Here is a 21,855-nt window from a genome sequence, read left to right as displayed (position 1 = left end):
GGCCGTCGAAACCCGCCGAAGGACATGCTGGACAATATGGGTACAGGAAGGAAAACCGAATGGATACCTCATGCGGCACCTTGATCGTCGACGCGGCGGGCCGGCTGCTGCTGTGCCACGTGACCGGGACGAGGCATTGGGACATACCGAAAGGCCTGCAGGACGCCGGCGAGTCGCCGCTGCAGGCGGCGCGGCGCGAGCTGTTCGAGGAGGCCGGGCTGCGCATCGATGCGGCGCGGTTCACCGACCTCGGCGTGTTCGACTATCGCCGCGACAAACGGCTGCACCTGTTCCGCGTCGATGCCGGCGACGAACTGTGCACGCTCGACCACCTCGCCTGCACCAGCTTCTTCCCGCACCACGTGACGGGCGCGCCGACACCGGAAGCGGACGGGTACCGCTGGGCCACGCGCGACGACGTGCGCACGCTGTGCTGGCCAAGGATGGCCGAGCGCCTGCTCGCGCTGGACTGGTAGCGCGCGGCTGGCGGTCGCGCCTTGTCTGCGGCCCGGTTTGCAGCCCGGTTTGCAGCTCCTGATTGCATCCCCTGATTGCAGCGCTTATTTGCTGCTGCCCAACTGCGCCGGCGGCAGCGGCGCGTTCGACGGTCCGTGCAGCACCTGCCCGGCAATGTCGAAGCGCGAGCCGTGGCACGGGCAATCCCACGACTTCTCGGCCGAATTCCAGTGCACCGCGCAACCCATGTGCGGACAGGCCGCCGACAGGAAGGTCAATTTGCCGTCTTCGGCGCGGTGCACGGCCATCAGCTTCAGGCCCTCGCGGATCAGCGCCCCCTCGCCGGGCGGTATGCGGTCCGGCGAAGCGAGTTCGCCGCCCTGCAGCCAGTCCGTGTACTGGGCCATCACGTTGGCCTGTTCCCTGGTGAATTCGCCGAGGCCGTGCAGCGGCATGCGGCCCGGATCATACAGCGGCACCCACGGATTGGCGCGGCCCGCGACCAGGTCGGCGATCAGCATCGCGCCGGCCGTGCAATGCGTCATGCCGTTGCCGGAGTCGCCCGTGATGACGAACACGTTGCCGCGGTCGGCCGGGTTGCGGCCCAGGTATGCCACGCCGTCGGCCGGTTCCATCACCTCGCCGGACCAGCGGTACATCGCTTCCCCTGCCTGCGGAAAGCGCTCCCGCGTCCATGCCTCGATCGTGTCCCAGCGGTGCCGGGGCATGCTTTCCTGGCCCGTCTTGTGGTCCTGGCCGCCCACCACGAGGATGTCGAACGGCCGCGCCGCCCGCGCATCGTCGAGCCGTACATAGTAATAGGGGTCGCCGGTATCCCACAGCAGGAATGGCTCGAGCGCGCCGCGCGGCACCTGCAGGCCGACCACGTAGCTGTGGTACGGCGCCACCTTGGTGTGCAGCACGAAACGGTTGTTGAACGGCGTGTTCGTCGCCACCACCACCGCGGCGGCATGCACGGTCCCTTTCTCCGTGACGACATTCGACCCGTCGACGTCGCGCGCCCGCGTGTCGCCGTGGATGCGCCCACCAAGGCGCTCGATCGCGCGTACCAGCCCCGCCATGTACTTCACCGGGTGGAACTGCGCCTGGTTGTGAAAGCACAGCGCCTGGCCGGTGTCCCAGGCAAGGCCCGGCACGCGCGGCACGCGCGTCGTCGGGATGCCGAGGCGCCCCGTGCATTCGTGCTCGCACGCGATCACGCGCGCGCCACGCGCGCCGGCCGGCACCAGGTAGCCGTCCAGCCGGCGGAAATCGCAGGCGATCCGCTCTTCGTGGACGATGGATTCGACCAGGCTGGTGGCCCGTTCGTAGCTGTCGTGCAGCAGGTGGGCGCGGCCGTCGCCGAAGCGCCTGGCGATGTTGAAATAGCGCTCGTCGGGAGGAAAGAAGTGCGCCGTGGTGCGGCCTGTTTCGCCGGCGCCGGGCTGCAGCGCATCGACCAGCACCACCGACCTGCCCTCCCTGAGCAGCAGCCATGCCGAAGTGAGGCCGGCGATGCCGCCGCCGACCACGCACACGTCGGCCGACGTATCGCCGGCCAGGGGCGCAAAGGCCGGCACCTGGGCGGTGTCCGTCCACAGCGACACCGTGGCGGCGTTCGACAGCATGGCCTTTCCGGTCAGCGGTCTTCGCGGCGGGACAGCAGGTACCACGCGACACCGGCCACGGCCGCGCCGATGGCGACCTTCTGCGCCAGGCCCTTCTTGTTGTGCTGCCACTCGGCCTTGATACCCATCTCGCCGAGGATGTTCGGCACATGGCCGCGGGCCAGGTCGTCGACCAGGCCTTCGACCACGTCGATGCGGTCGGCCAGCAGCAGCAGCAGCCAGTGCCGGATGTCGTTCTCGGTTTCCTTGAAGGCGGCGCGCCGCACCATGCCCGACACGCCGCGCGGCGGGTTGGGACTGCCGAACAGCGGCGTGATACCCGGCCGTTCCGGCGACACCAGCACTTCGACGTCCTGGCGCTGCGGCTCGGGCTGCGTCAGTGGCGCATCGATGCGGGGCGGCGTGCGTTCCATCGGCACGCCGGGGCGGTTCTTGCGGTCGAGGTCCGCGCCCCAGCCCTGGATCGCCGAGCGGTCCACCGGCGGGCGGCCGTGCTGGAACACGGCCAGATCGTGGGTATGATCGTGGGTGTGGTCATGGTCGTGATGGTGGGCCATGCTGTTCTCCTCAATGGTTCGCGGTGGACGCGATGGCGCGCACCTGGTTCGCCGATGGCGGGATCAGGACCGTCTTGATGCAGTTGTCCAGCTTCGACGAGAAGATGTGATACGCGTCCGACACCTCTTCCAGCGGCACGCGGTGCGTGATGATCTGTTTCGGATCGATGCGGCCGGCCTGGATGTGCTCGATCAGCCGCGGCAGGTGGCGCTTGACGCTGGCCTGGTTCATCCGCAAGGTCAGCCCCTTGTTCAGCGCATTGCCGATCGGCACCGCGTTGAATGTGGGACCGTACACGCCGACGATCGACACATTGCCGCCCTTGCGCACCGAGTTGATGCACCAGTGCAGCGCGGTGGCCGAACCGGCCTGCATCATCGTATACACGCCGGTGATGGTCTGCGCCGCGCTGCCGGCGGCCTCGCAGCCGACGGCGTCGATGCACACGTCGGCGCCCAGCCAGTCCGTCATCTTCTTGATGTGCAGCGCCATGTCGTCCACTTCGCGGAAATTGACGACCTCGCACTGCGCATAGCGGCGCACGAAATCGAGCCGGTAATCGACGTGGTCGACGACGATCACGCGTCCCGCGCCGAACAGCCACGCGGACTTGGCGGCGAAGATGCCGACCGGGCCGGCGCCGAACACCACCACCGTGTCGCCTTCCGAAATGTCGCCCATCTCGGCGGCCTGGTAGCCGGTGGGCAGCGCGTCCGTCAGCAGAACGGCATCATCCTCGTGGATGTCGGCCGGGATCACGGTGGGCCCCACGTCGGCCATCGGCACGCGCACGAACTCGGCCTGGCCGCCGTCATAGCCGCCCGCCGTGTGCGAGTAGCCGTAGATGCCGCCGACGGCGGACGCCTGGGGATTCGTGTTGTGGCAATTGCCGTACAACTCCTTCTGGCAAAAGAAGCATGAACCACAAAACACGTTGAACGGTACCAGCACGTGGTCGCCGACCTTCAGCCGCGTGACCTGCGAGCCGACTTCCTCGACGATGCCGACGAATTCGTGGCCGAAGGTGGTGCCCACGCGCGTATCCGGCACCAGGCCGTGATACAGGTGCAGGTCGGAACCGCAGATGCAGGACCGGGTGACGCGCACGATGGCGTCGCCGGGATGTTCGATGACCGGATCGGGCTTGTGGTCAGCGCGGACGCGGAACGGTCCGCGGTAGTTCATTGCCAGCATGGTGACTCCTGTCGTTGGGCCGCAGCGCCCCGCGTCAGGGCGCCGGCATGGTTGAGTTGTGGCGCTCGCCCGACAGGGCCCCGCACGGTGGACGGGCAATGCCGTGGACGAGCAATAATGCAAGAAGCCGCCCTCGGGCGGCTTCGGTGACCCCGTTAGCGGGTCGGCAGCGGCGGCGTGGTCGTGCCCGTGGTGCCCGAACCGGTGGTGCCGGTGGTGCCGGTACCGGTCGAGCCCGCGCCCGAGCGCGTGGTGCCCGTGCCGGAGGTGTCCGAACCGCTCATGCTGGAGCCGCTGGTGCCGGTGGCGCTGCTGCCGGACGTGCCGGACGAGGACGAGCCGCTGGTGCCCATCGACGAACCTGATGTCGAGCCCGAGCCGCTGGTGCCCGACGTGGATGAGCCTGGCGGCGTGCTGTTCATGCCGGCAGTGCCGCTCGCCCCGCGCCAGGTATCGGTGCCGGTGCTGGTGCTGGTGCCGCCCGTGCTGCCACTCGTTCCGCTACTTCCGCTGCTGGTGCGCATTTCGGTCGAGCTGGAACCGGCCGTGCCGCTGGCGCCGGAGGTGCTGGTGTCCTGGCTGCCGGTGCTGCGCTGCTTCGACTTGGCGGATTTGTCTTTCTTGGTATCGCTCGACTTGTGCTGGTCGCTGCCCGAGGTGGGCGAGCTGGTCGTCTGGGCCGCGACGCCCGCGCTGACGAACAGGGCTGCAAGGATTACCGCGAGTTTGCTCTTCATGTCATCTCTCCTTTTTTGCTTGTGGGTGCAATCGGTGAATTGCCATTCTGGCACCGCGCCGATGCATGACGCGTAGGAGAACACGCCGTGCGGCAGTCGGAACTGCCCCAAGCAAATTGAAAACATTTCCAGCCGTCAGCGGCGGAACCACCAGACCAGCAGCGACACCACGATCGAGATGACGACGCAGGTGACGATCGGAAAATGGAAACTGAATCCTTCGCGCACCACGTGCACATCGCCGGGCAACCGGCCCAGCGGCAGCTTGCTCAGCCACGGCCAGGCCAGGCCGGCCAGCAGCAGGATGGCACCGAGAATGATCAGCAGCTGTCGCATCGTCGTTCAGGTTTGCTTCGTGAAGAAAACGTTGGAGGCCAGTGTAGCGCGGTGCCGCCAGGCCCGGCGCACCGTCACACCCACAGCATCAGCGTGTTCGCGCTGGCCTGCAGTGCCGGTACGCAGCGCGCCATCACCTCGGCGCGCGAACTGCCCGAGATCATCATCGAAACGGACAGCGCGCCGATCACCATGCCGTGCCGGCTCTTCAGCGGCACCGAAATGCCGCGCATGCCGATCTCGTACTGGTTTTCGGTGACGCCGAAGCCCTGCTCGCGGATCGCGCGCAGCTCGCGCCGCAGCTCGTCCTTGTCCTGCACCGTCAGGTGCGTGTACGGCACCAGCTCGACGCGGGCCAGGTAATCGTCGAGCGCCGCGTCGGGCAGGCCGGCCAGCAGCACGCGGCCCGCCGTCGACGTATAGGCCGGCAGCCGGGTGCCGGGTTCGAAGCCGGGCGTCAGGTGGCGCGGCGCATTGACGCGGCTGACGTACACCACGTCGTCGCCGTCGAGCACCGAATAGTTCGTCGACTCCTGCAACTGCGCCGTCAGGTGCTGCAGGTACGGCACGATCGCGCGCGGCATGCGCGCCGAGTCCAGGTACGAATGGCCCAGCGTCAGCACCTTCGGCGTCAGCCAGAACTGGCGCCCGTCGGTGGCCGCCATGCCGGTATGGACCAGCGTCAGCAGGTAACGGCGCGCCGCGCTGCGGCTGATGCCGATCCGTTCGGAAAGCAGGCTGGGTGTCAGGCGCGCGGTCTCGTCGTTGAACGCCGTGATCACGGCAATGCCTGTGACGAGCCCTTCGATGATGTCGCGCGGGGCCACGGCGAGGTCGGTCAGCGGAGGCTTTTTCATGTCATAAACACTTCATTTTGTGCGCTAATCGCGCAACCTGAGCGATTGTCGCATTTTCAGCGGTTTCGCGGTGTTTTTTTGCTGGAGGGCTCTTCCTATACTCAGTGCACTGATTCACACCCGAGGAACGCCATGAACCAGCCCCAATCGCCCGCCGAGCCCAATCCGCTGGGCATCGACGGCATCGAATTCATCGAATACGCCACCACCCAGCCGCAGGCCCTTGGCGCCCTGCTGGAATCGCTGGGCTTTGCCGCCATCGCCCGCCACCGCTCGCGCGAAGTCACGCTGTACGCCCAAGGCGGCATGAACGTGATCGTCAACGCCGACCCGCGCACCATGCCCCTGCTCGACACCGAGCCGCAGGCCACGGTGATCGGCGCCATCGCCCTGCGGGTGCGCGATGCCGATGCGGCCTACCGCCGCGCCGTCGACATGGGCGCCTGGCCGATCCCCACCCGCGCCGGCGTGATGGAACTGAATATCCCCGGCGTGCACTGCGCCGGCGATTCGATCCTGTACTTCGTCGACAGGGTCGGCGACTTCTCGATCTACGACGTCGACTTCAAGCCGATCCCCAACGCGCCGCAGCAAGTACCGGCGATCGCCGGCCTGCATTTCTTCGGTGTCGTGCAGGCGATCGGCGCCGGCCGCGCGCCGGAATGGACCGATTTCTACCGCCAGATGCTGGGCTTCCAGCCGCTGGCCGAAGGGACCTGGTTCGGCGTGGTACCGAAAGGCACGCTGCTGGAAAGCCCGTGCCGCCGCTTCTACCTGCAACTGGTCGAGCCGCCGGAAGGCGCCGGCGGCCTGCAGTGGGAAGAGCAGATGATCCGCGTCGGCCTCGGCGTGCCGGACGTGGCCGCGGCGGTGCAGGCGCTCAGGGAGCGCGGCATCGTCTTCCTCGACCGCGAGCCGTCGCAGCGCGGCGCTCTCACCCAGCTGTACAAGGGCGGCGTCAGCTTCGAGCTGGTCGCCAGCCAGGGCAAGGAAGGAGCGGCGCAATGATCGAGATCTCCGGCACCACCCGCATCTTCCCGGTGATCGGCTGGCCCGTCGAACAGGTCAAGGCGCCGACGCTGTTCAACGCGTTCTTCCAGCGCCATGGCATCGATGCGCGCGTGATCCCGCTGAAAGTCCGGCCCGAGCAGTACACGGCGGCGGTGCGCACGCTGATGGCGATGGAGAACGTGGGCGGCATCTTCGTGTCGATCCCGCACAAGCCGATGAGCGTGACGGCGGTCGACGAAGCCAGCCCGCGCGCCGTGCTGGCCGGCGCCTGCAACGCGATCTACAAGGGCGCCGACGGCCGCATCCTGGGCGACCTGATCGACGGCGAAGGCTTCATCCGCGCGTTCGACCGCACCTGCGGCGACACGCCGTTCCCCTGGCAGCGCGCCAGTGCGCTGGTGGTCGGCAGCGGCGGCGTCGGCTGCGCGGTCGCCGAAGCGCTGGCGTCGCGCGGCATCGCCCGGCTGGCCATCTGCGATACGCGGCCGGCACAGGCCGAGGCGTTGCGCGAACGGCTGCAGGCCGCCTTCCCCGCCGTCGCGGTGACCGTCGGCACGCCGCACGCGGCGGGCCACGACCTGGTGGTCAACTGCACGCCGCTCGGCATGCACGCCGACGATCCGCTGCCGGTCGACCTGGCCGGCATTGCGCCCACTGCCATCGTGGCCGACTGCGGCATGAAGATCGAAACGACGCGGCTGCTGCACGCGGCACGGGAACTGGGCTGCCGCATCCAGAAGGGCAAGGAAATGATGATCGAACAATCGCCGCTGTACCTCGAACTGTTCGGCTGGCACGGCATATCGGCGGATGCATTCCGCACACTGGGGGCACTATGAATCTGTCGAACTTCGGCATGGACACGATCACGCTGGGCGGATCGCTGGAATCGAAACTGGCCGCCTCGCGCGCCGCCGGCTTCACGCAGATGATGCTGTGGGCACGCGACCTGGCCAATTATCCGGGCGGCCTGGAAGCCGCGGTGGCGCTGGTGAAAAGCAGCGGCGTGCGCGTCACCGGCATCCAGGTGATGCGCGACTACGAAGGCCTGTCGGGCGCGCTGCACGACTACAAGCTGGAGATCGCCAAGCAGATGCTGCTGGTGGCGCGAGCGGTCGGCGCGCCGCTGCTGATGGTGTGCTCCAGCACGTCCAAGCACGCCACCGGCGACATGGCGCACATCGCCCGCGACCTGGCCAGGCTGGCCACGCTGGCCGTGCCGCTCGGCGTGCGGATCGGCTACGAGGCGCTGTCGTGGGGCCGGCACGTGAACGGCTACACGCAGTCGTGGGATGCGGTCGCGCTGGCCGATCATGCCAACCTCGGCGTGATCCTCGACTCGTACCACATGCTGGCCAACGGCGCCGATCTCGACGCGCTCGACGAGATCCCCAGCGACAAGATCGCACTGGTGCAGCTGTCCGACTACATGTGGCGCGACCTGCGCAGCGCCGAGGAGCGGCTGGAAACGGCGCGCCACCTGCGCGTGTTCCCCGGCGAAGGCGCGCATTCGAAGGAACTGTCGGACATGCTGCGCCGCCTCGACCGCGCCGGCTACCGGGGCGACTACAGCTTCGAGGTGTTCAACGACGATTACGTGCAGCTGCCCCAGGCTTTCGTGGCCCGGCGCGCGCACGCCGGCGCCAAGTGGGTGACCGACCAGGTGCTGCGCCGCAGCCTGCCGGTGCGCCAGGCCACGCCCTGCCACCCGGCCATGGCATGAGCACCGCGGACCGATGGAACAATCGATGAAATCGATCATGGTGCTGAACGGCCCGAACCTGAACCTGCTGGGCAAGCGCGAACCGGGCATCTACGGCGCGCACACGCTGGCCGACGTGGAAGGCCTGTGCCGCGAGGCCTGCGCAAGGCGCGGCTTCGCGCTCGACTTCCGCCAGTCGAACCACGAAGGCGTGCTGCTCGACGCGCTGCATGAAGCGGGTGCCGCGCAGGCGGCCGGCACGCTGGCCGGCGTGGTGCTCAATGCCGGCGCCTACACGCACACGTCGGTGGCGCTGCACGACGCGATCAAGGGCGCGTCGGTGCGCGTGATCGAGCTGCACATCTCGAACGTGCATGCCCGCGAGCCGTTCCGGCACCACTCGTTCATCGCCCCGGCGGCGATCGGCGTGATCGCCGGCCTGGGCGTGCGCGGCTATGCGCTGGCGATCGAACACCTGGCCCTGGCCTGTCCGCAGGACGCCTGACGATGCCGCGCGCGCCGCTGTCCGTTGCCCTGATGCTGCTGCTGGCGGCGCAGCCGGTCGCGACCGACCTGTACCTGCCCGCCCTGCCGCACATCGCCGCAAGCCTCGGCAAGGGGGCGGGACAGGTGCAGGCGACATTGACGGTATTCATCCTCGCGTTCGGCATCGCGCAACTGGCGGCCGGGCCGCTGGTCGACCATTACGGCCGGCGCCGCGTACTGCTGTGGGGTCTGGCGCTGTACGTGCTGGCCGCGCTGGCGGGCACGCTGGCCACGGCACTGCCGCAATTGCTGGCCGCGCGCGCCGTGCAGGGCGTGGCCACGGCGGCCGCGGTGATCGCCGCGCGCGCCATCATCCGCGACCAGCACGCCGGCCCGGCCGGCATGCGCATCATGGCGCGCAGCCTGACGGGGCAGAGCGCGATCGGCGTGGCCTGCCCGCTGGCGGGCGGTGTCGCCGCCCAGTACCTGGGCTGGCAGGCCACGCTGGCCATGGTGGCCGGTTTCGGCGTGCTGGCCTGGCTGGCCGTGTACACCGGCTACCGCGAAACCTGGCGCCGGCCGGAATCGCCCGCCCGCGCGGGGCTGTGGACCTTCCTGTCGCATCCCCAGTTCGTCGCCTGCGCTCTGCTGGCCGGCCTGTCGTTCTCGGGCGCGCTGTGCTTCCTGATCCTGTCGCCCTTCGTCTTCATCGGCGAATTCGGCATGTCGCGCATGGCCTACGGCGCGCTGCCGGCCCTGTGCTCGCTGGCCTTCCTGCTCGGCACCGTGCTGTGCGGCCGGCTGCTGCGGCACTGGAGCGTGCCCGGCGTGGTGCGGCTGGGCGCCTGCCTGTCGCTGCTCGGCGGCGGCGGCCAGGTGCTGCTGTGGCATGGCGGCGTGCACACCGTGTGGGCGCTGGTGATTCCGCAATGCGTGTACATGCTGGGGCACGGTTTCCACAACCCGTGCGGCCAGGCCGGCGCCGTGGCGCCGTTCCCGGCCCATGCCGGACGCGCAGCGGCCGTCTCCGGCTTCGTGCTGACGGGCACCGGCTTCGTCAGCGGCCAGCTGGCCACCGCCAGCGGCGCCGCCGCATCGGACACGCTGGTGGCGGCGATGGGCTGCATCACGGCACTGCTGGCGGTGGTCGCCCTGGTGTGCGTGCCGTTCGCCTGCCGCGAGAGAGCGCTGCCCGGACACGCCGCCAATCGGAACCTGTAATCCAGAACCTGTAGTCCAGAACCCGTAGTCCAGAACAAGTAATGCAGAACATCCAGTTCAAATAAAACCAAGGAGACCTATGAAAGTGAAATACCTGTTCGCCTGCGTGGCCGTTGCCTGCCCTGCCTTCGCGGCCGCGCAAGGCGTCACGCTGTACGGCAACTTCGACGAGTACATCGGTTACGTGCGCAGCAGCAGCGGCGCGCATGTCACGGGCCTGAACGACGGCGCGATTCTGCGCAGCCGCCTCGGCGTGCGCGGTGCCGAGGACCTCGGCGGCGGCCTGCAGCTGAAGTACCTGCTGGAGCTGGGCCTGAACGCCGATTCCGGCACCGCCGCCGACAGCAGCCGGCTGTTCGACCGCCAGTCCTGGATCGGCCTGGCCACCAAGGCCGGCGAATTGCGCGCCGGCCGGCAGAACACCGAGATCTTCATGATCGGCGGCGCCATCGACTACACGGAGCGCACCACGTTCGGCTCCGTCATCAACTCGTTCGGCATTCCTTCGCGCTACGACAACGACCTGTCCTGGCGCTCGCCGCGCATCGGCGGCGTGGAAGCGACGGTGCACTACGCGCTGCCGGAAAACGGTGGCACCGCCCGCGGCAATCATCCGATCTGGCAGCTGGCGCTGGACTACACGCGCGCGCCATTCCGCTTCGGCTACGTGGGCCTGCAGGCCAGCCCGAACGACGCCACGGCCACGGTGCGCGAGAAGATCCGCTACCACAACCTTTATGCCAACTACCGCTACGGCCAGGGCACGCTGTACGCGGCATTCGTGCGCAGCAATAACTCGACGGCGAATGCCAACGGCAACAACGCCGGCACGATCCTCAGCAACGTGTCGACGCCGAACAACCACTTCCCCGGCACCGACCTGAACGCCGGGCGCTACTACCACATCTGGCAGGTGTCGGCCGACTACCGCATCGATGCGCGGCTGCGCGTGGGCGCGCTGTACGGCGTGATCGACGCCAGGTCGGACGGAGCCAGGTCGGATGGAGTTACGCTCGGCAGCGCCGCGCAGGGCGGCGCTCGCGGCGCCAGCGTGGGCGGCTACTACGACCTGTCGCGGCGCACCTTGCTGTACGGGTTCGCCGCCTGGCTGAAGAACGATCCGGCCGCCGGCTTCCGCTTCAGCAGTTCGGCGGGACCGTCGGCCAACCTGGCCGGCGACGACGTCAACGGCCGCCGCCTGACCGGCCTGCAGCTGGGCATTTTGCACAGGTTCTGACCACCGTCGGTTATGGCCACTTTCGCTTCTGGCCACCCGCGCTTCTAACCACCTTTTTTCACATCCAGTTCCACCAAGAGAACGTTTTCCACAACGCGCCTCGGGGCGCAAACTATACTCGGAGATGATATGTCGACAGCCTTGAACACGCAGAATGCCCGGACCCACGGAGGGCAGCCATGAAATCGCAAGCCCGCAAAGCCACGCTGAGCGGCTGGATCGGCTCGGTGCTGGAGTACTACGACTTCTTCATCTATGCCACCGCCGCCACGCTGGTGTTCCCGCAGATCTTCTTCCCGTCCACCGATCCGAAGACGGCGATCGTCGCGTCGCTGGCCACCTACGGCGTGGGCTACATCGCGCGCCCGATCGGCGCGTTCATGCTGGGCCACTGGGGCGACACGCGCGGCCGCAAGTACGTGCTGCTGATGTGCATGTTCCTGATGGGGATCTCGACGATGGCCGTCGGCCTGCTGCCCACCTATGAACAGGTGGGCGTGCTGGCGCCGGCCATGCTGGTGGTGCTGCGGCTGGTGCAGGGCTTCGCCGTGGCCGGCGAGATTTCCGGCGCCAGCTCGATGATCCTCGAGCATGCGCCGTTCGGCCGCCGCGGCTTCTATGCCAGCTTCACGCTGCAGGGCGTGCAGGCCGGCCAGATCCTCGCCGCCGCCGTGTTCCTGCCACTGGCCCACTTCATGCCCGAGGAGCAGTTCATCTCCTGGGGCTGGCGCATTCCGTTCCTGCTCAGCGCCTTCGTCATCCTGGCCGGCTACCTGATCCGCCGCAACGTGCACGAGACGCCGGCGTTCGCGCAGGAGAACCAGCGCGCCAAGGCGCCGATGGTCCAGGCGGTCACCGAAAGCTGGCGCGACATGCTGCGCGTGGTGTGCATGGCCTTCATGAACGTGATCCCGGTGGTGACGTCGGTCTTCGGCGCCGCCTACGCGGTGCAGGCCGGCTATGGCATCGGCTTCTCGAAGGACGTGTACCTGTGGATTCCCGTGCTGGGCAACTGCCTGGCCGTGCTCGTGATCCCGCTGGTCGGCACGCTGGCCGACAAGGTCGGGCGCAAGCCGCCGATCGTCGTCGGCGCCCTGCTTTCCGGCCTGCTGTCGTTCGTCTACCTGTATGCGATCAGCATCCACAACGTGCCGCTGGCGATCGCCATGTCGCTGCTGATGTGGGGCATTGTCTACCAGGGCTACAACGCCGTGTTCCCCAGCTTCTACCCGGAGCTGTTCCCGACCCGCACGCGCGTCTCGGCGATGGCCATCTCGCAGAATCTCGGCACGCTGGTCAGCGCGATGCTGCCGGCCGTCTTCGCCTTCGTGGCACCGCCCGGCGCCAACGATATTCCGCTGAAGATCGGCGCAATCACGTTCGGCGTCACCGTCATCGCCGCGCTGGCCGCCATGTCGGCCCGCGAGACCTACCGGGTCAGGATGGAAGACCTGGGCAATCCGGACGCCGTGCCGATGCCGAAGGACGAGTACCTGCGGCTGCGCAAGGCCAGTGCCGCGCCGGTGAAGGGCCGGCATCACGAGCAGGCGGCGTGAAGGACAGGAAGCCGCCCTGATGCCGTTCAGCCAGCGATGTCCGATGCAGTCGCAGGCAGCAGCGTTCCGGTGTCGGACACCGCTTTCCAGGTGTCGGACACCGGTTTTCAAGCACAGAAGTCATGAACGCCGCGGAAAACCGGTGTCCGACACCAACCAGCCGGTGTCCGACACCGGAACGCAAGCGCCGCTCGACGCATCGGATTCCAAGGATGCGTCACTGAAAAAAGCCCTGCAACGCCAATGCGCTACAGGGCTTTTTTTACAAACTCGTTCCGGCGTGTGCCTCAGAACGCGCCGACGTAGTTCTCCGCCAGCGCCTGCGCCAGTGCGCGCGAACCCACCACGTTTTCCAGCTCCGCCCGCTGCATCTCCCGCTCGAACGGCGTGGCCTCGGCGAAGGTGTGCAGCATCCGCGTCATCCACCACGAGAAATACTCGGCGCGCCAGATGCGTTTCAGCGCACGTTCGGCATAGCCGTCCAGCAGTTCGCTGCTGCCCTTCCGGTAGAACGCATCCAGCCCTTCGGCCAGGAACTTGACGTCCGATACGGCCAGGTTCATGCCCTTCGCGCCGGTGGGCGGCACGATGTGCGACGCATCGCCGGCCAGGAACAGCCGGTTGTGGCGCATCGTCGTGCAGACGAAGCTGCGCATGCCGATGATGCCCTTCTGGAAGATGCGGCCTTCGTTGACCCGCCAGCCATCGCTGGTTTCCACGCGGGCGTGCAGCTCGGCCCAGATGCGGTCGTCGGACCAGTTGTCCACGTGGTCGGCCGGGTCGCACTGGAAGTACAGCCGCTGCACCTGCGGCGTGCGCGTCGAGATCAGCGCGAAGCCCCGTTCGTGCTGCGCATAGATCAGTTCTTCCGACGACGGCGCCGATTCGACGAGGATGCCGAACCAGCCGAACGGATAGGTGCGCTGGAACTCGGTGCGCGACGCTTCCGGCAACGCCTTCCGCGACACGCCATGGAAGCCGTCGCAGCCGATCACGAAGTCGGCATCGATGCGCACCTGCTCGCCGCGGTGCGTAAACGTGACCGACGGCGCATCGCCGTCGATGCCGCCGATGCGCGTGTCCGACACCTCGAACAGGATCTGGCCCTGCGCGGCCAGCCGCGCCGCGACGAGGTCCTTGATCACTTCGTGTTGCGGGTAGACGGTGATCGCCTTGCCCGTCAGTTCGGTGAGGTCGATGCGGTGACGCCGGCCGCCGAATGCCAGCTCGATGCCGTGGTGCAGCGCGCCGAGCTGGCGCATCCGTTCGCCCACGCCGGTATCGTTGAGGATGTCCATCGTGCCCTGCTCGAGCACGCCGGCGCGGATCGTCGATTCGATGTCTTCGCGGCTGCGCGTTTCAAGCACGACCGATTCGATGCCCTGCAGGTGCAGCAGGTGGGAAAGCAGCAGGCCCGCTGGGCCGGCGCCGATGATGGCTGCCTGGGTACGCATGATGAGTCTCCGTCTGGTATTAATTCGATTTGATAGACGGATCGTAATGCCGCGGTCACGATAAAAAAATGGATGAAGCGTGAAAAGACTTGTACTATTTTACAAACGCCTTGTCCTGAGCGTCACAAATCCCGTGCATCACAGATTCCGCGCATCATGAAGACCCTGCCCAACGAAATTCCCCGCTTCGCGCTGTATGGCGAGAATACGCCGATCGACAATGCCGAGTTCGTGCATATCGAGCTGATCGAAACGCGCAGCCGCCTGCACGACTGGCACATCGGCCCGCACACGCACTGCGGGCTGTTCCAGGTACTGTTCCTGATGGCCGGCCATGTCAGCGCGCAGGTGGAAAACATGCTGTGGGAATGCGATGGGCCGACCGTCATCACGATCCACCCCAGCGTCGTGCACGCATTTGATTTTTCCCAGGAAGCGCAGGGCTACGTGCTGACGATGGACCAGAACGTGGTGCTGTCGGTCGACCTGTTCGCGCCGCTGTTCCTGCGCCCGCAGGCGCTGCGGCTGCATGAGAATGCCATCGTGCGGGACCGCCTGGGCGCGCTGCTGCACCAGCTGATACAGGAGGCCGCCGGTCCGCGCTACGGTCAGGCGCTGATGGTCGAGTGGCTGGCGCGCAGCGTGCTGCTGCTGCTGGTGCGGCTGGAAACGGAGCGGCGCATGGCCGACCAGTCCGGCCATGTCGAGTTCGAACTGTTCAGCCGCTTCCGCGCGCTGGTCGAGGAACATTTCCGCGAACAGTGGCTGGTGGGCCGGTACGCGGAAGAGCTGCGCCTGACGCCGGTGCGGCTGAACCGCCTGTGCGTGAAACTGGCCGGCAAGTCGGCCTTTGAAATGGCCCAGGACCGCCTGATGCTGGAAGCCTGCCGCAAGCTGACCTACGTGCCGACCCCGATCGCGACCATCGGCTACGAACTGGGCTTCCAGGACCCGGCCTACTTCAGCCGGCTGTTCCGCAAGCGCGTCGGCCTGACGCCGAAGGCCTACCGCGAACAGTCGCGCAACGGCGCCGCGCAGCCGGCCAGCATGGTGGAGTAACAGCAGGTGGAGTAACAGCAGGCGGCGTGACAGCCGGCGGGGGTGCCGCCGGCACATGCTTGCCGCTGTTGCGTTACGCGGACACTAGCGCCCGCTGCCGTGTTCCGCCTTCAGCCGGTAGTACTCCTTCTGGCCGCGGGCGCGCACCGTCCGGGCCAGTTCCACCGCCTCGACCGCCGCCTGGTTGACGGCAGCATAGGCATCCGGATGGCTCCTGAGGCGGCCAAGCGCCTGCTCCGCTTCCGGCCGGCCCGCCAGCGACAGCCCGAACGTGGCCGACACCGCCAGTTCGGCTCCCAGCGCCTCGACGGTCGGCACGGCAGCGCCGGCAATCGTCGCATCGACCGCCGCCGCCGATGCCTGGGGCGACGCAAGCATCTTTGCCTTGTCCATGTCGCTGGCCACGGCGACCAGGAAGTCCAGTGCGGCCCGGCTGCCGGAAGCGTTGACCAGGTCGCCGAGGTGGATCAGCGCGGCATTCTTCGCATTGAAAGCCGCCTGCCCGGCGTGCCGGCTTTCGACGAAGTCGATCAGCGGCTGCACGGCGATCTCGCTGCCGATGAAGCACAGCGTGGTGACGATCTCCGGCAGGAATTCCTCGTGCCTGTCGGGCTCCTGGACCAGCCATTCGAGCAGCTTGCGCGCATCGTCCTCCTTGTACTGCGAAGCGGCGCCATAGGGAATGCCTTCGATCCAGTGCTGCGAGACGAACGCCCGCACGTCGGCCGGCGGCTGGAACGCCGGGCCCTGGCACGAGCAGCCGCCCGCCGCCATCAGCGCGCCGGTGCCGGCCAGCGGACCGGCCAGGTAGCGGCCCGACTCGGTGGCGTCGACGACGTTGTGATCGGCACCGATGCTGGGGAACATGACAGCCCTCGCGTCATCCGTGCGGTGGCCGTTGCCCGCGTTGTGGCCATACTCGTGCACCCACAGGATGCCTTCCTGGTTGGCGGTGAAGCGCACCACGGCCAAGTTGGTGACCGCGTTGCCGACGGGAGCGCAGCCGATGATCGAGCCGCCAGGTCCGCCGCACCAGCGGATCGCCTGCACGACCTTGATGCCGGTGCCGGCGCCCATCAGCGTATTCCACTCGGCCTCTGTCTGGATCGTGGCGGGCACGGTGGCGGGCAGCAGCCGCACCGGCCCGTTGCGGACGAACTGCACCCGGGTCGCGATATCGCTGCCCGAATCGGCGCCCTGCAGCACGGTGCCCATGTCGCGCAGGATGCGATCCGCTTCGGCATCCGTCAGCGCGACGGCGCTGTGGCGGTGCACCGTCACGCTCACCGTCCTGGTGCCCAGGAACGGCGGATTGACCACCAGGTAGTCGACGTACAGCGGAATGTCCGCGCTCCAGTCGACGTTGACCCAGATGTCGACACCGCCGGGACGCGGCGCGACGTTGTGCAGCGTGTAGCGCGCCGCGCCGAGGAACTTGCCCGCATCCGGCCCGCCGGCCGCGCCCTCGCCGATCGACACGAACACGTGGGACTGCGGGCCGACGGCCGGCCAGTTGAGCCGCAGCGTCCACTGGCCGCGACGGGGGCCCCAGTCGTGGCGATAGCTGAAGCCCGTTCCGCTCAGCGCGGGCGACGGCGCGCCCGCCCCGGCACGTTCTTCGTTGACCGGTTTCCCGGCACTCCGGTTCGGGTGGGTACCCGTCTTCTCGCTGCGCAACCCGGCGGTGTCTTCCACCGGATCGTTTTCGATAACGTTATCTGACGACATGGCCGATCTCCTTTGCACGCGTGTGCATGTTGTGCTTACGGATTGACCACCATGTAGTCGGCGAACAGCAGGATGTCCGCACCCCACTCGATATTGACCCAGATGTCGACGCCACCCGCGCGCGGCGCCACGTTATGCACGGTGTACCGGGCCGAGCCCAGGAACTTGCCGGCGTCCGGCCCCGCCGGCGTGCCTTCGCCGATCGAGACCAGGATGCGCGAGCGCGGATTGACGGAACCCCAGTTCAGGCGCAGCGTCCACTGGCCGCGCCGCGGTCCCCAGTTATGGCGGTACGTGAAGCCCGTGCCGCTCAGTTCCGGCTCCGGCATCCCGGCTGCCATGACCTGGCGCACCGCTTCCTTGTCCACTTCCTGCTCGCTGATACCGAACGGCGCGCCGCGGCCGCTGCCCGACCCGGCGTCCTGGCGCGGTCCCCCGCCATCGGCGGCGGCACCGAACAGCTGCTGGACGGCCCGCCCGTCGGCCTCGTGGATCGCTTCCGCATACGGGCCGGACCTGGCCGACGAAGCGAGCATCGTGTCGCCTTCCTGGCCGGCCCCGGACGCGCCGGGGCGGTGAATGAGATTGGTGGTCATCGATTATCTCCTTGGACATGCGTGATAAACCCGGCCGGTTATCCGACCGGAAGACATGACGCGCCGGAGCCGGCTGGATTTTTTATGAAGTGGCAATCGGCGCCGTCATGGCTATTCAACATAGACAACGTACGTCCGAATACAAGCGGCTTTTTATTCGACAGGAATCAGTGGTCCGGATGGATGGGCCGCGCAGGAAATACCGCTGGCAGCACCAGGGCGGCGCTCCGGGGGAAGATGTCATTGCCCGTCACTTGTTTGTCGTGAAAGACCGGGCCAATTGTCGATTGCCGGGTCACACTTCTACAATGATCGGACAATCTCCGCGCAATCGAATGAATATCCGCGAAGGTTATATGCTGCTATTGAAATTTGAAACTCTATCGGCAGCCGCAGCGCGATTAAAACAATTATTCGCTCACGGCCGGGTAATATCCGCGGTTTCATAATAATGCCGACAGTTCCGCCTGGATCTTTACCATCGCCGGCAGGCAGCGCTCCACCATCGCCTCGATCGGCATCCGGCCCTCGTGGACGCTGACGTTCAGCGCCGCCACGATATCGCCGCGGAAATTGCGCAGCGGCACGGCGATGGCCCGCAGCCCCAGTTCCAGCTCCTGGTCGACCAGCGCATAGCCCTGCTCGCGCGCCCGGGCGATTTCCAGCGCCAGCCGCTCGCGGTGCACGATGGTATGCGCGGTGATGCGCTCCGGCTCCACGCTGGCCAGGTAGCGCTCCACCGCGGCGGCCGGCAGGTGCGCCAGCAGCACGCGCCCGTTGGCGGTGCAGTAGGCCGGTACCCGGGTGCCGGGCTGCAGCGTCGTCGATACCAGGCGCCCGGCGCTGACCGCGGCCACGCAGACGAGCTCCCGGTCGTCCAGCACGCCGCACGACGCCGCCTCGCCCAGCGAGTACGCGAGGCGGTACAGCAAAGGCTGGGCAATGCGCGGCAGGCGCGCCGAATGCAGGTACGACTGCCCCAGCCGCAGCACGGCCGGCGTCAGCGAAAACTGCTTGTTTTCATGCCGCATATAGCCCAGGTGCGTCAGCGTGATCAGGTAGCGCCGCGCTGCCGCCCGTGTCAGGCCGGTGCGCTCGGCCACCTCGGCGATCGTCAGGCGCGAACGCTCCTGGTCGAATGCCTCGATCACCTGCAAGCCTTTTTCCAGCCCGGCGACGAGGTCGCGCGGATGCGTTTCGACCTGCTCTGCCTGTTCCATGCGAAATCCTCCCGTTTGTGCGAGTATCGCACAAAGTGTGCGCACTGCGGATGCAGCTCGACATTACCCCGTTGAGGGGGACGCGCGAGGCGCCTACCATGGCCTGCATCCGACAACACTGCGCACAGCGCACCAGGAGACTTTAGTGAAATTCGATTCCGTCCCATCCGGCGTGTATCCGGAACTCGTTTATCCCGAATACAAATCCACCGTCAAGCGCGGCCCCCTGCAGCCGCTGCTGCGCCTCGACGCGGCGCTGCCCGTCAGCGACAACATCGCCACCCCGTCGAGCCTGGTGCTGCCGGGCGAGATCGACCTGACCCGGCCGGAAGGCTGCACCGGCGAGGCGATCGGCGAACGCATCGTCGTCACCGGCCGCGTGACGGACGAGGATGGCAAGCCCGTGCGCAACTCGCTGGTCGAAGTCTGGCAATGCAACTCGGCGGGCCGCTACCGCCACAAGAAGGACCAGCACAACGCCCCGCTCGACCCGAACTTCAACGGCTGGGGCAAGATGCTGACCGACGACGAAGGCCGCTACCGCTTCGTGACGGTCCGTCCGGGCCCTTACCCGTGGGGCAACCACCACAAGGCGTTCCGCCCCGCGCACATCCACTTCTCGCTGTTCGGCAACGTGTATGCCCAGCGCCTGGTGACGCAGATGTATTTCCCGAACGACCCGCTGTTCGACTACGATCCGATCTTCAACAGCGTGCCCGACGCCGCCGCGCGCCAGCGCCTGGTCTCGCGGTTCTCGATCGAGGAAACCATGCACGAACACCTGCTGGGCTATGAATTCGACATCGTCCTGCGCGGACGCGACGCCACCCCGATGGGCCTGTAAGGAGACCATAATGACGACCAATTCGAGCAACGAATCGAGCAAAATCACCACCTCGCAGACCATCGGCCCGTTCTCCCACGAAGCGTGGCAATGGAGCGTCGATGCCACCGCCAACGTCGAGACGACGGCGCCTACCGTGACCGTGCGCGGCGTGATCTGCGACGGCGACGGCGCGCCCATCAACGACGCCCAGCTGGAAGCCTGGAACCCGCACGCCTCGCAGGCCGAGGCGCAGCAGGCCATCCCCGGCTTCCGCCGCATTCCCAGCGGCGAAGCGGGCGAATTCCAGTTCCGGCTGTCCCGCCCCGCCGATGCGCCGGCCGACGCGCCCGCCGCCTTCGTGACGATCTTTGCGCGCGGCCTGGTCAAACACCAGTTCACGGCCGTGTTCCTGGACGACGCGCCGCCGTCGCCGCTGCTGGCGCAAGTGCCGGAAGAGCGCCGCGGCACGCTGCTGGCACGCCGCCAGCCGGACGGCAGCTACCGCTGGGACATCCACATGCAGGGCGAAGGCGAGACCGTCTTCTTCGACTACACGTGACGAACGGGAAAAACGGGAAAAACGGGAGAAGAAACGGATGAGTGTATCGATCTTCGACAGCTTCCTCACGACGACCGACATGATCGCGGTGTTCGACGATGCCGCGATCGTCCAGGGCATGTTCCGCTTCGAGCAGGCGCTGGCCGCCGCGCAGGCCGGGGAAGGCCTGATCCCGGCGGCGGCGGCACGCGCCATTGCCGGCGTCTGCAACGCGCAGCTGTATGACATCCCGGCGCTGATCGCCGCGAGCCGCCGCGCCGGCAGCCTGGCCATTCCGCTGGTCAAGGAGCTCACCAGGACCGTCGCGCTGTACGACAAGGACAGCGCCGCCTTCGTCCACTGGGGCAGCACCAGCCAGGACGTGGTCGACACCGCGCTGGTGCTGGCCACGCGCGAGGCCTTGCAACTGATCGACAGCGGCCTGGCGCAGCTTGCGCAGACGCTGCTGGCGCTGGCCGAAGCCCACATCGACACGCCGGTGCTGGCCCGCACGCTGATGCAGCCGGCGCAGGTGACGAGCTTCGGCTGGAAAGTGCTGGGCTGGACGGCGCCGCTGCTGCGCGCCCGCGAACGGCTGCGCGAGGCGGCCGGCCGCGCATTGCAGCTGCAGCTGGGCGGCGCGGTCGGCACGCTGGCCGTGATGGGCGACGATGCCGACGCCGTGGCGCAGCGCCTGGCGGACGACCTGGGCCTGAAGGTGGCCGACGCGCCATGGCATACCCAGCGCGACGAGTGGGTGCGCCTGGGCCTCGAAGTGGCCGTGCTGGCGGGCAGCCTGGGCAAGATCGCCACCGACCTTTCGCTGATGGCACAGGGCGAGATCGGCGAACTGGCCGAACCGTCCGGCAACGGCCGCGGCGGTTCGTCGGCCATGCCGCACAAGCGCAATCCCGTCTCGGCGATGATCGCGCTGGCGGCCGCCGCGCGCACGCCGCAGCATGCCGCGTCGCTGCTGAACACGATGGGCCAGCAGCACGAACGGGGCCTCGGCAACTGGCAGGCCGAACTGGCCGAGTGGCCGCAGCTGTTCATCAGCGCGCACGGTGCGCTGCAGGCGCTGAACGACGCATTCGGCGCGCTGGCCGTCGATACGGGCCGCATGGGCCGCAACATCGATGCGCTGCAGGGCCTGATCTTTGCCGAGGCGCTGTCGATCCGGCTGGCCGAATTCATCGGCCGCCCGGCCGCCCACGAATTCGTCGAAGGCCTGACGCGCCGCGCGGTGGCGGAAGGCCGCCACCTGGCCGACCTGTTGCCCGAGGCGGTGCAATCGCACGACACGCTGCGCGAACGCTGCGATGCAGCGGCCCTGTCCGGCCTGCAGGCGCTGTTCGATCCCGTCGCCGCCGCCGGTGCCGCGCGCCGGCTGGCCGCCCGCCGCCTGCCCCAGCTCCGCGAGCAGGCCGCCTCACTGACCAAGGACCATTAACCCGG

General features: G+C 67.7%; 24 protein-coding genes. 14 read left to right on the top strand and 10 right to left on the bottom strand.

Going from position 1 to position 21,855, the window contains the following annotated elements:
- The first annotated feature begins 59 nt into the window (after positions 1 to 59).
- Entirely contained in the window at positions 60 to 476 is a 417-nt protein-coding gene (locus tag FHS02_RS00505; RefSeq protein ID WP_137312307.1) for an NUDIX hydrolase, read from the top strand.
- 84 nt (positions 477 to 560) lie between these two features.
- On the opposite strand, the gene FHS02_RS00500 is transcribed toward FHS02_RS00505, so the two are convergent.
- The 4 genes from FHS02_RS00500 to FHS02_RS31780 all read right to left on the bottom strand — a co-directional run bounded on the left by FHS02_RS00500 (position 561) and on the right by FHS02_RS31780 (position 4,120).
- Entirely contained in the window at positions 561 to 2,084 is a 1,524-nt protein-coding gene (locus FHS02_RS00500) for an FAD-dependent oxidoreductase (RefSeq protein WP_137312306.1), read from the bottom strand.
- Between the two features lie 11 nt (positions 2,085 to 2,095).
- Positions 2,096 to 2,641, bottom strand: a complete 546-nt coding sequence (locus FHS02_RS00495; RefSeq protein WP_229422483.1) for a hypothetical protein — start codon at positions 2,639 to 2,641, stop codon at positions 2,096 to 2,098.
- Between the two features lie 10 nt (positions 2,642 to 2,651).
- The gene (locus FHS02_RS00490) at positions 2,652 to 3,836 is read right to left on the bottom strand and encodes a zinc-dependent alcohol dehydrogenase (protein WP_137312305.1); all 1,185 of its coding nucleotides are present in this window, start codon (positions 3,834 to 3,836) and stop codon (positions 2,652 to 2,654) included.
- A gap of 155 nt (positions 3,837 to 3,991) precedes the next feature.
- Positions 3,992 to 4,120, bottom strand: a complete 129-nt coding sequence (locus tag FHS02_RS31780) for a hypothetical protein (RefSeq protein WP_260115616.1) — start codon at positions 4,118 to 4,120, stop codon at positions 3,992 to 3,994.
- On the opposite strand from FHS02_RS31780, the gene FHS02_RS00485 reads away from it, so the two are divergent.
- Positions 4,119 to 4,649: a hypothetical protein gene (locus FHS02_RS00485; protein WP_183444242.1), complete on the top strand. Its 531-nt coding sequence runs from the start codon at positions 4,119 to 4,121 to the stop codon at positions 4,647 to 4,649. The genes FHS02_RS31780 and FHS02_RS00485 overlap by 2 nt on opposite strands.
- 59 nt (positions 4,650 to 4,708) lie before the next feature.
- Here FHS02_RS00485 and FHS02_RS00480 read toward each other — a convergent pair whose 3' ends face one another.
- Together FHS02_RS00480 and FHS02_RS00475 are read right to left on the bottom strand one after the other, a co-directional pair.
- Positions 4,709 to 4,909: a DUF2905 domain-containing protein gene (locus FHS02_RS00480; protein ID WP_137312303.1), complete on the bottom strand. Its 201-nt coding sequence runs from the start codon at positions 4,907 to 4,909 to the stop codon at positions 4,709 to 4,711.
- 74 nt (positions 4,910 to 4,983) lie between these two features.
- The gene (locus FHS02_RS00475) at positions 4,984 to 5,766 is read right to left on the bottom strand and encodes an IclR family transcriptional regulator domain-containing protein (RefSeq protein ID WP_137312302.1); all 783 of its coding nucleotides are present in this window, start codon (positions 5,764 to 5,766) and stop codon (positions 4,984 to 4,986) included.
- Between the two features lie 132 nt (positions 5,767 to 5,898).
- Here FHS02_RS00475 and FHS02_RS00470 point away from each other — a divergent pair, with 132 nt between their 5' ends.
- From FHS02_RS00470 to FHS02_RS00440, 7 genes are all read left to right on the top strand, one after another.
- Positions 5,899 to 6,774: a VOC family protein gene (locus tag FHS02_RS00470; RefSeq protein ID WP_137312301.1), complete on the top strand. Its 876-nt coding sequence runs from the start codon at positions 5,899 to 5,901 to the stop codon at positions 6,772 to 6,774.
- A complete protein-coding gene (locus FHS02_RS00465) occupies positions 6,771 to 7,616 on the top strand; it encodes a shikimate dehydrogenase family protein (RefSeq protein ID WP_137312300.1) in 846 nt (281 codons plus the stop codon). Before FHS02_RS00470 ends, FHS02_RS00465 begins: the two co-directional genes overlap by 4 nt.
- Positions 7,613 to 8,500, top strand: coding sequence for a sugar phosphate isomerase/epimerase family protein (locus tag FHS02_RS00460; RefSeq protein ID WP_137312299.1), 888 nt, complete (start codon positions 7,613 to 7,615; stop codon positions 8,498 to 8,500). The genes FHS02_RS00465 and FHS02_RS00460 overlap by 4 nt, the downstream gene beginning before the upstream one ends.
- A 25-nt stretch (positions 8,501 to 8,525) precedes the next feature.
- The gene (gene aroQ / locus FHS02_RS00455) at positions 8,526 to 8,984 is read left to right on the top strand and encodes a type II 3-dehydroquinate dehydratase (RefSeq protein WP_137312298.1); all 459 of its coding nucleotides are present in this window, start codon (positions 8,526 to 8,528) and stop codon (positions 8,982 to 8,984) included.
- Between the two features lie 2 nt (positions 8,985 to 8,986).
- On the top strand, positions 8,987 to 10,186 hold the full coding sequence (locus FHS02_RS00450) for an MFS transporter (protein ID WP_137312297.1): 1,200 nt from the start codon (positions 8,987 to 8,989) through the stop codon (positions 10,184 to 10,186).
- Positions 10,187 to 10,265: 79 nt separating this feature from the next.
- Entirely contained in the window at positions 10,266 to 11,423 is a 1,158-nt protein-coding gene (locus FHS02_RS00445) for a porin (protein WP_137312296.1), read from the top strand.
- Positions 11,424 to 11,602: 179 nt separating this feature from the next.
- Entirely contained in the window at positions 11,603 to 12,979 is a 1,377-nt protein-coding gene (locus FHS02_RS00440) for an MFS transporter (RefSeq protein WP_137312295.1), read from the top strand.
- Between the two features lie 287 nt (positions 12,980 to 13,266).
- Here FHS02_RS00440 and FHS02_RS00435 read toward each other — a convergent pair whose 3' ends face one another.
- A complete protein-coding gene (locus FHS02_RS00435) occupies positions 13,267 to 14,433 on the bottom strand; it encodes a 4-hydroxybenzoate 3-monooxygenase (protein WP_137312294.1) in 1,167 nt (388 codons plus the stop codon).
- Positions 14,434 to 14,589: 156 nt separating this feature from the next.
- Between FHS02_RS00435 and FHS02_RS00430 the strand changes: the two genes are divergently transcribed.
- On the top strand, positions 14,590 to 15,492 hold the full coding sequence (locus tag FHS02_RS00430; protein WP_137312293.1) for a helix-turn-helix domain-containing protein: 903 nt from the start codon (positions 14,590 to 14,592) through the stop codon (positions 15,490 to 15,492).
- Positions 15,493 to 15,576: 84 nt separating this feature from the next.
- Here FHS02_RS00430 and FHS02_RS00425 read toward each other — a convergent pair whose 3' ends face one another.
- Positions 15,577 to 17,220 (bottom strand): hypothetical protein, encoded by a 1,644-nt coding sequence (locus FHS02_RS00425; RefSeq protein WP_137312292.1) that lies wholly within the window; start codon positions 17,218 to 17,220, stop codon positions 15,577 to 15,579.
- A gap of 35 nt (positions 17,221 to 17,255) precedes the next feature.
- Positions 17,256 to 17,816, bottom strand: a complete 561-nt coding sequence (locus FHS02_RS00420) for a hypothetical protein (protein ID WP_137312291.1) — start codon at positions 17,814 to 17,816, stop codon at positions 17,256 to 17,258.
- Between the two features lie 107 nt (positions 17,817 to 17,923).
- On the opposite strand from FHS02_RS00420, the gene FHS02_RS00415 reads away from it, so the two are divergent.
- Entirely contained in the window at positions 17,924 to 18,265 is a 342-nt protein-coding gene (locus FHS02_RS00415; protein ID WP_137312290.1) for a hypothetical protein, read from the top strand.
- Here the strand turns inward: FHS02_RS00415 and FHS02_RS00410 are convergent.
- Positions 18,260 to 19,036, bottom strand: coding sequence for an IclR family transcriptional regulator domain-containing protein (locus FHS02_RS00410; RefSeq protein ID WP_137312289.1), 777 nt, complete (start codon positions 19,034 to 19,036; stop codon positions 18,260 to 18,262). The two genes, FHS02_RS00415 and FHS02_RS00410, sit on opposite strands and share 6 nt — an antisense overlap.
- 145 nt (positions 19,037 to 19,181) lie before the next feature.
- On the opposite strand from FHS02_RS00410, the gene pcaH reads away from it, so the two are divergent.
- Genes pcaH through pcaB form a run of 3 tightly spaced genes read left to right on the top strand, consistent with a single transcriptional unit; the run spans position 19,182 to position 21,850 of the window.
- Positions 19,182 to 19,880 carry a protocatechuate 3,4-dioxygenase subunit beta gene (pcaH, locus tag FHS02_RS00405; protein WP_229422482.1) on the top strand — a complete coding sequence of 233 codons (699 nt, stop codon included), beginning with the start codon at positions 19,182 to 19,184 and terminating at the stop codon, positions 19,878 to 19,880.
- 10 nt (positions 19,881 to 19,890) lie between these two features.
- A complete protein-coding gene (locus FHS02_RS00400) occupies positions 19,891 to 20,421 on the top strand; it encodes a peptidase associated/transthyretin-like domain-containing protein (RefSeq protein ID WP_137312287.1) in 531 nt (176 codons plus the stop codon).
- A 37-nt stretch (positions 20,422 to 20,458) separates the two neighbouring features.
- Positions 20,459 to 21,850 (top strand): 3-carboxy-cis,cis-muconate cycloisomerase, encoded by a 1,392-nt coding sequence (gene pcaB / locus FHS02_RS00395; protein WP_137312286.1) that lies wholly within the window; start codon positions 20,459 to 20,461, stop codon positions 21,848 to 21,850.
- Positions 21,851 to 21,855 lie beyond the last annotated feature (5 nt).

Origin of the sequence: Pseudoduganella umbonata (assembly GCF_014192225.1) — a bacterium.
GTDB lineage: Bacteria > Pseudomonadota > Gammaproteobacteria > Burkholderiales > Burkholderiaceae_D > Rugamonas > Rugamonas umbonata.
The sequence above is the reverse complement of the archived record's forward strand: the minus strand, read 5'-3'. Positions and strand labels throughout refer to the sequence as shown.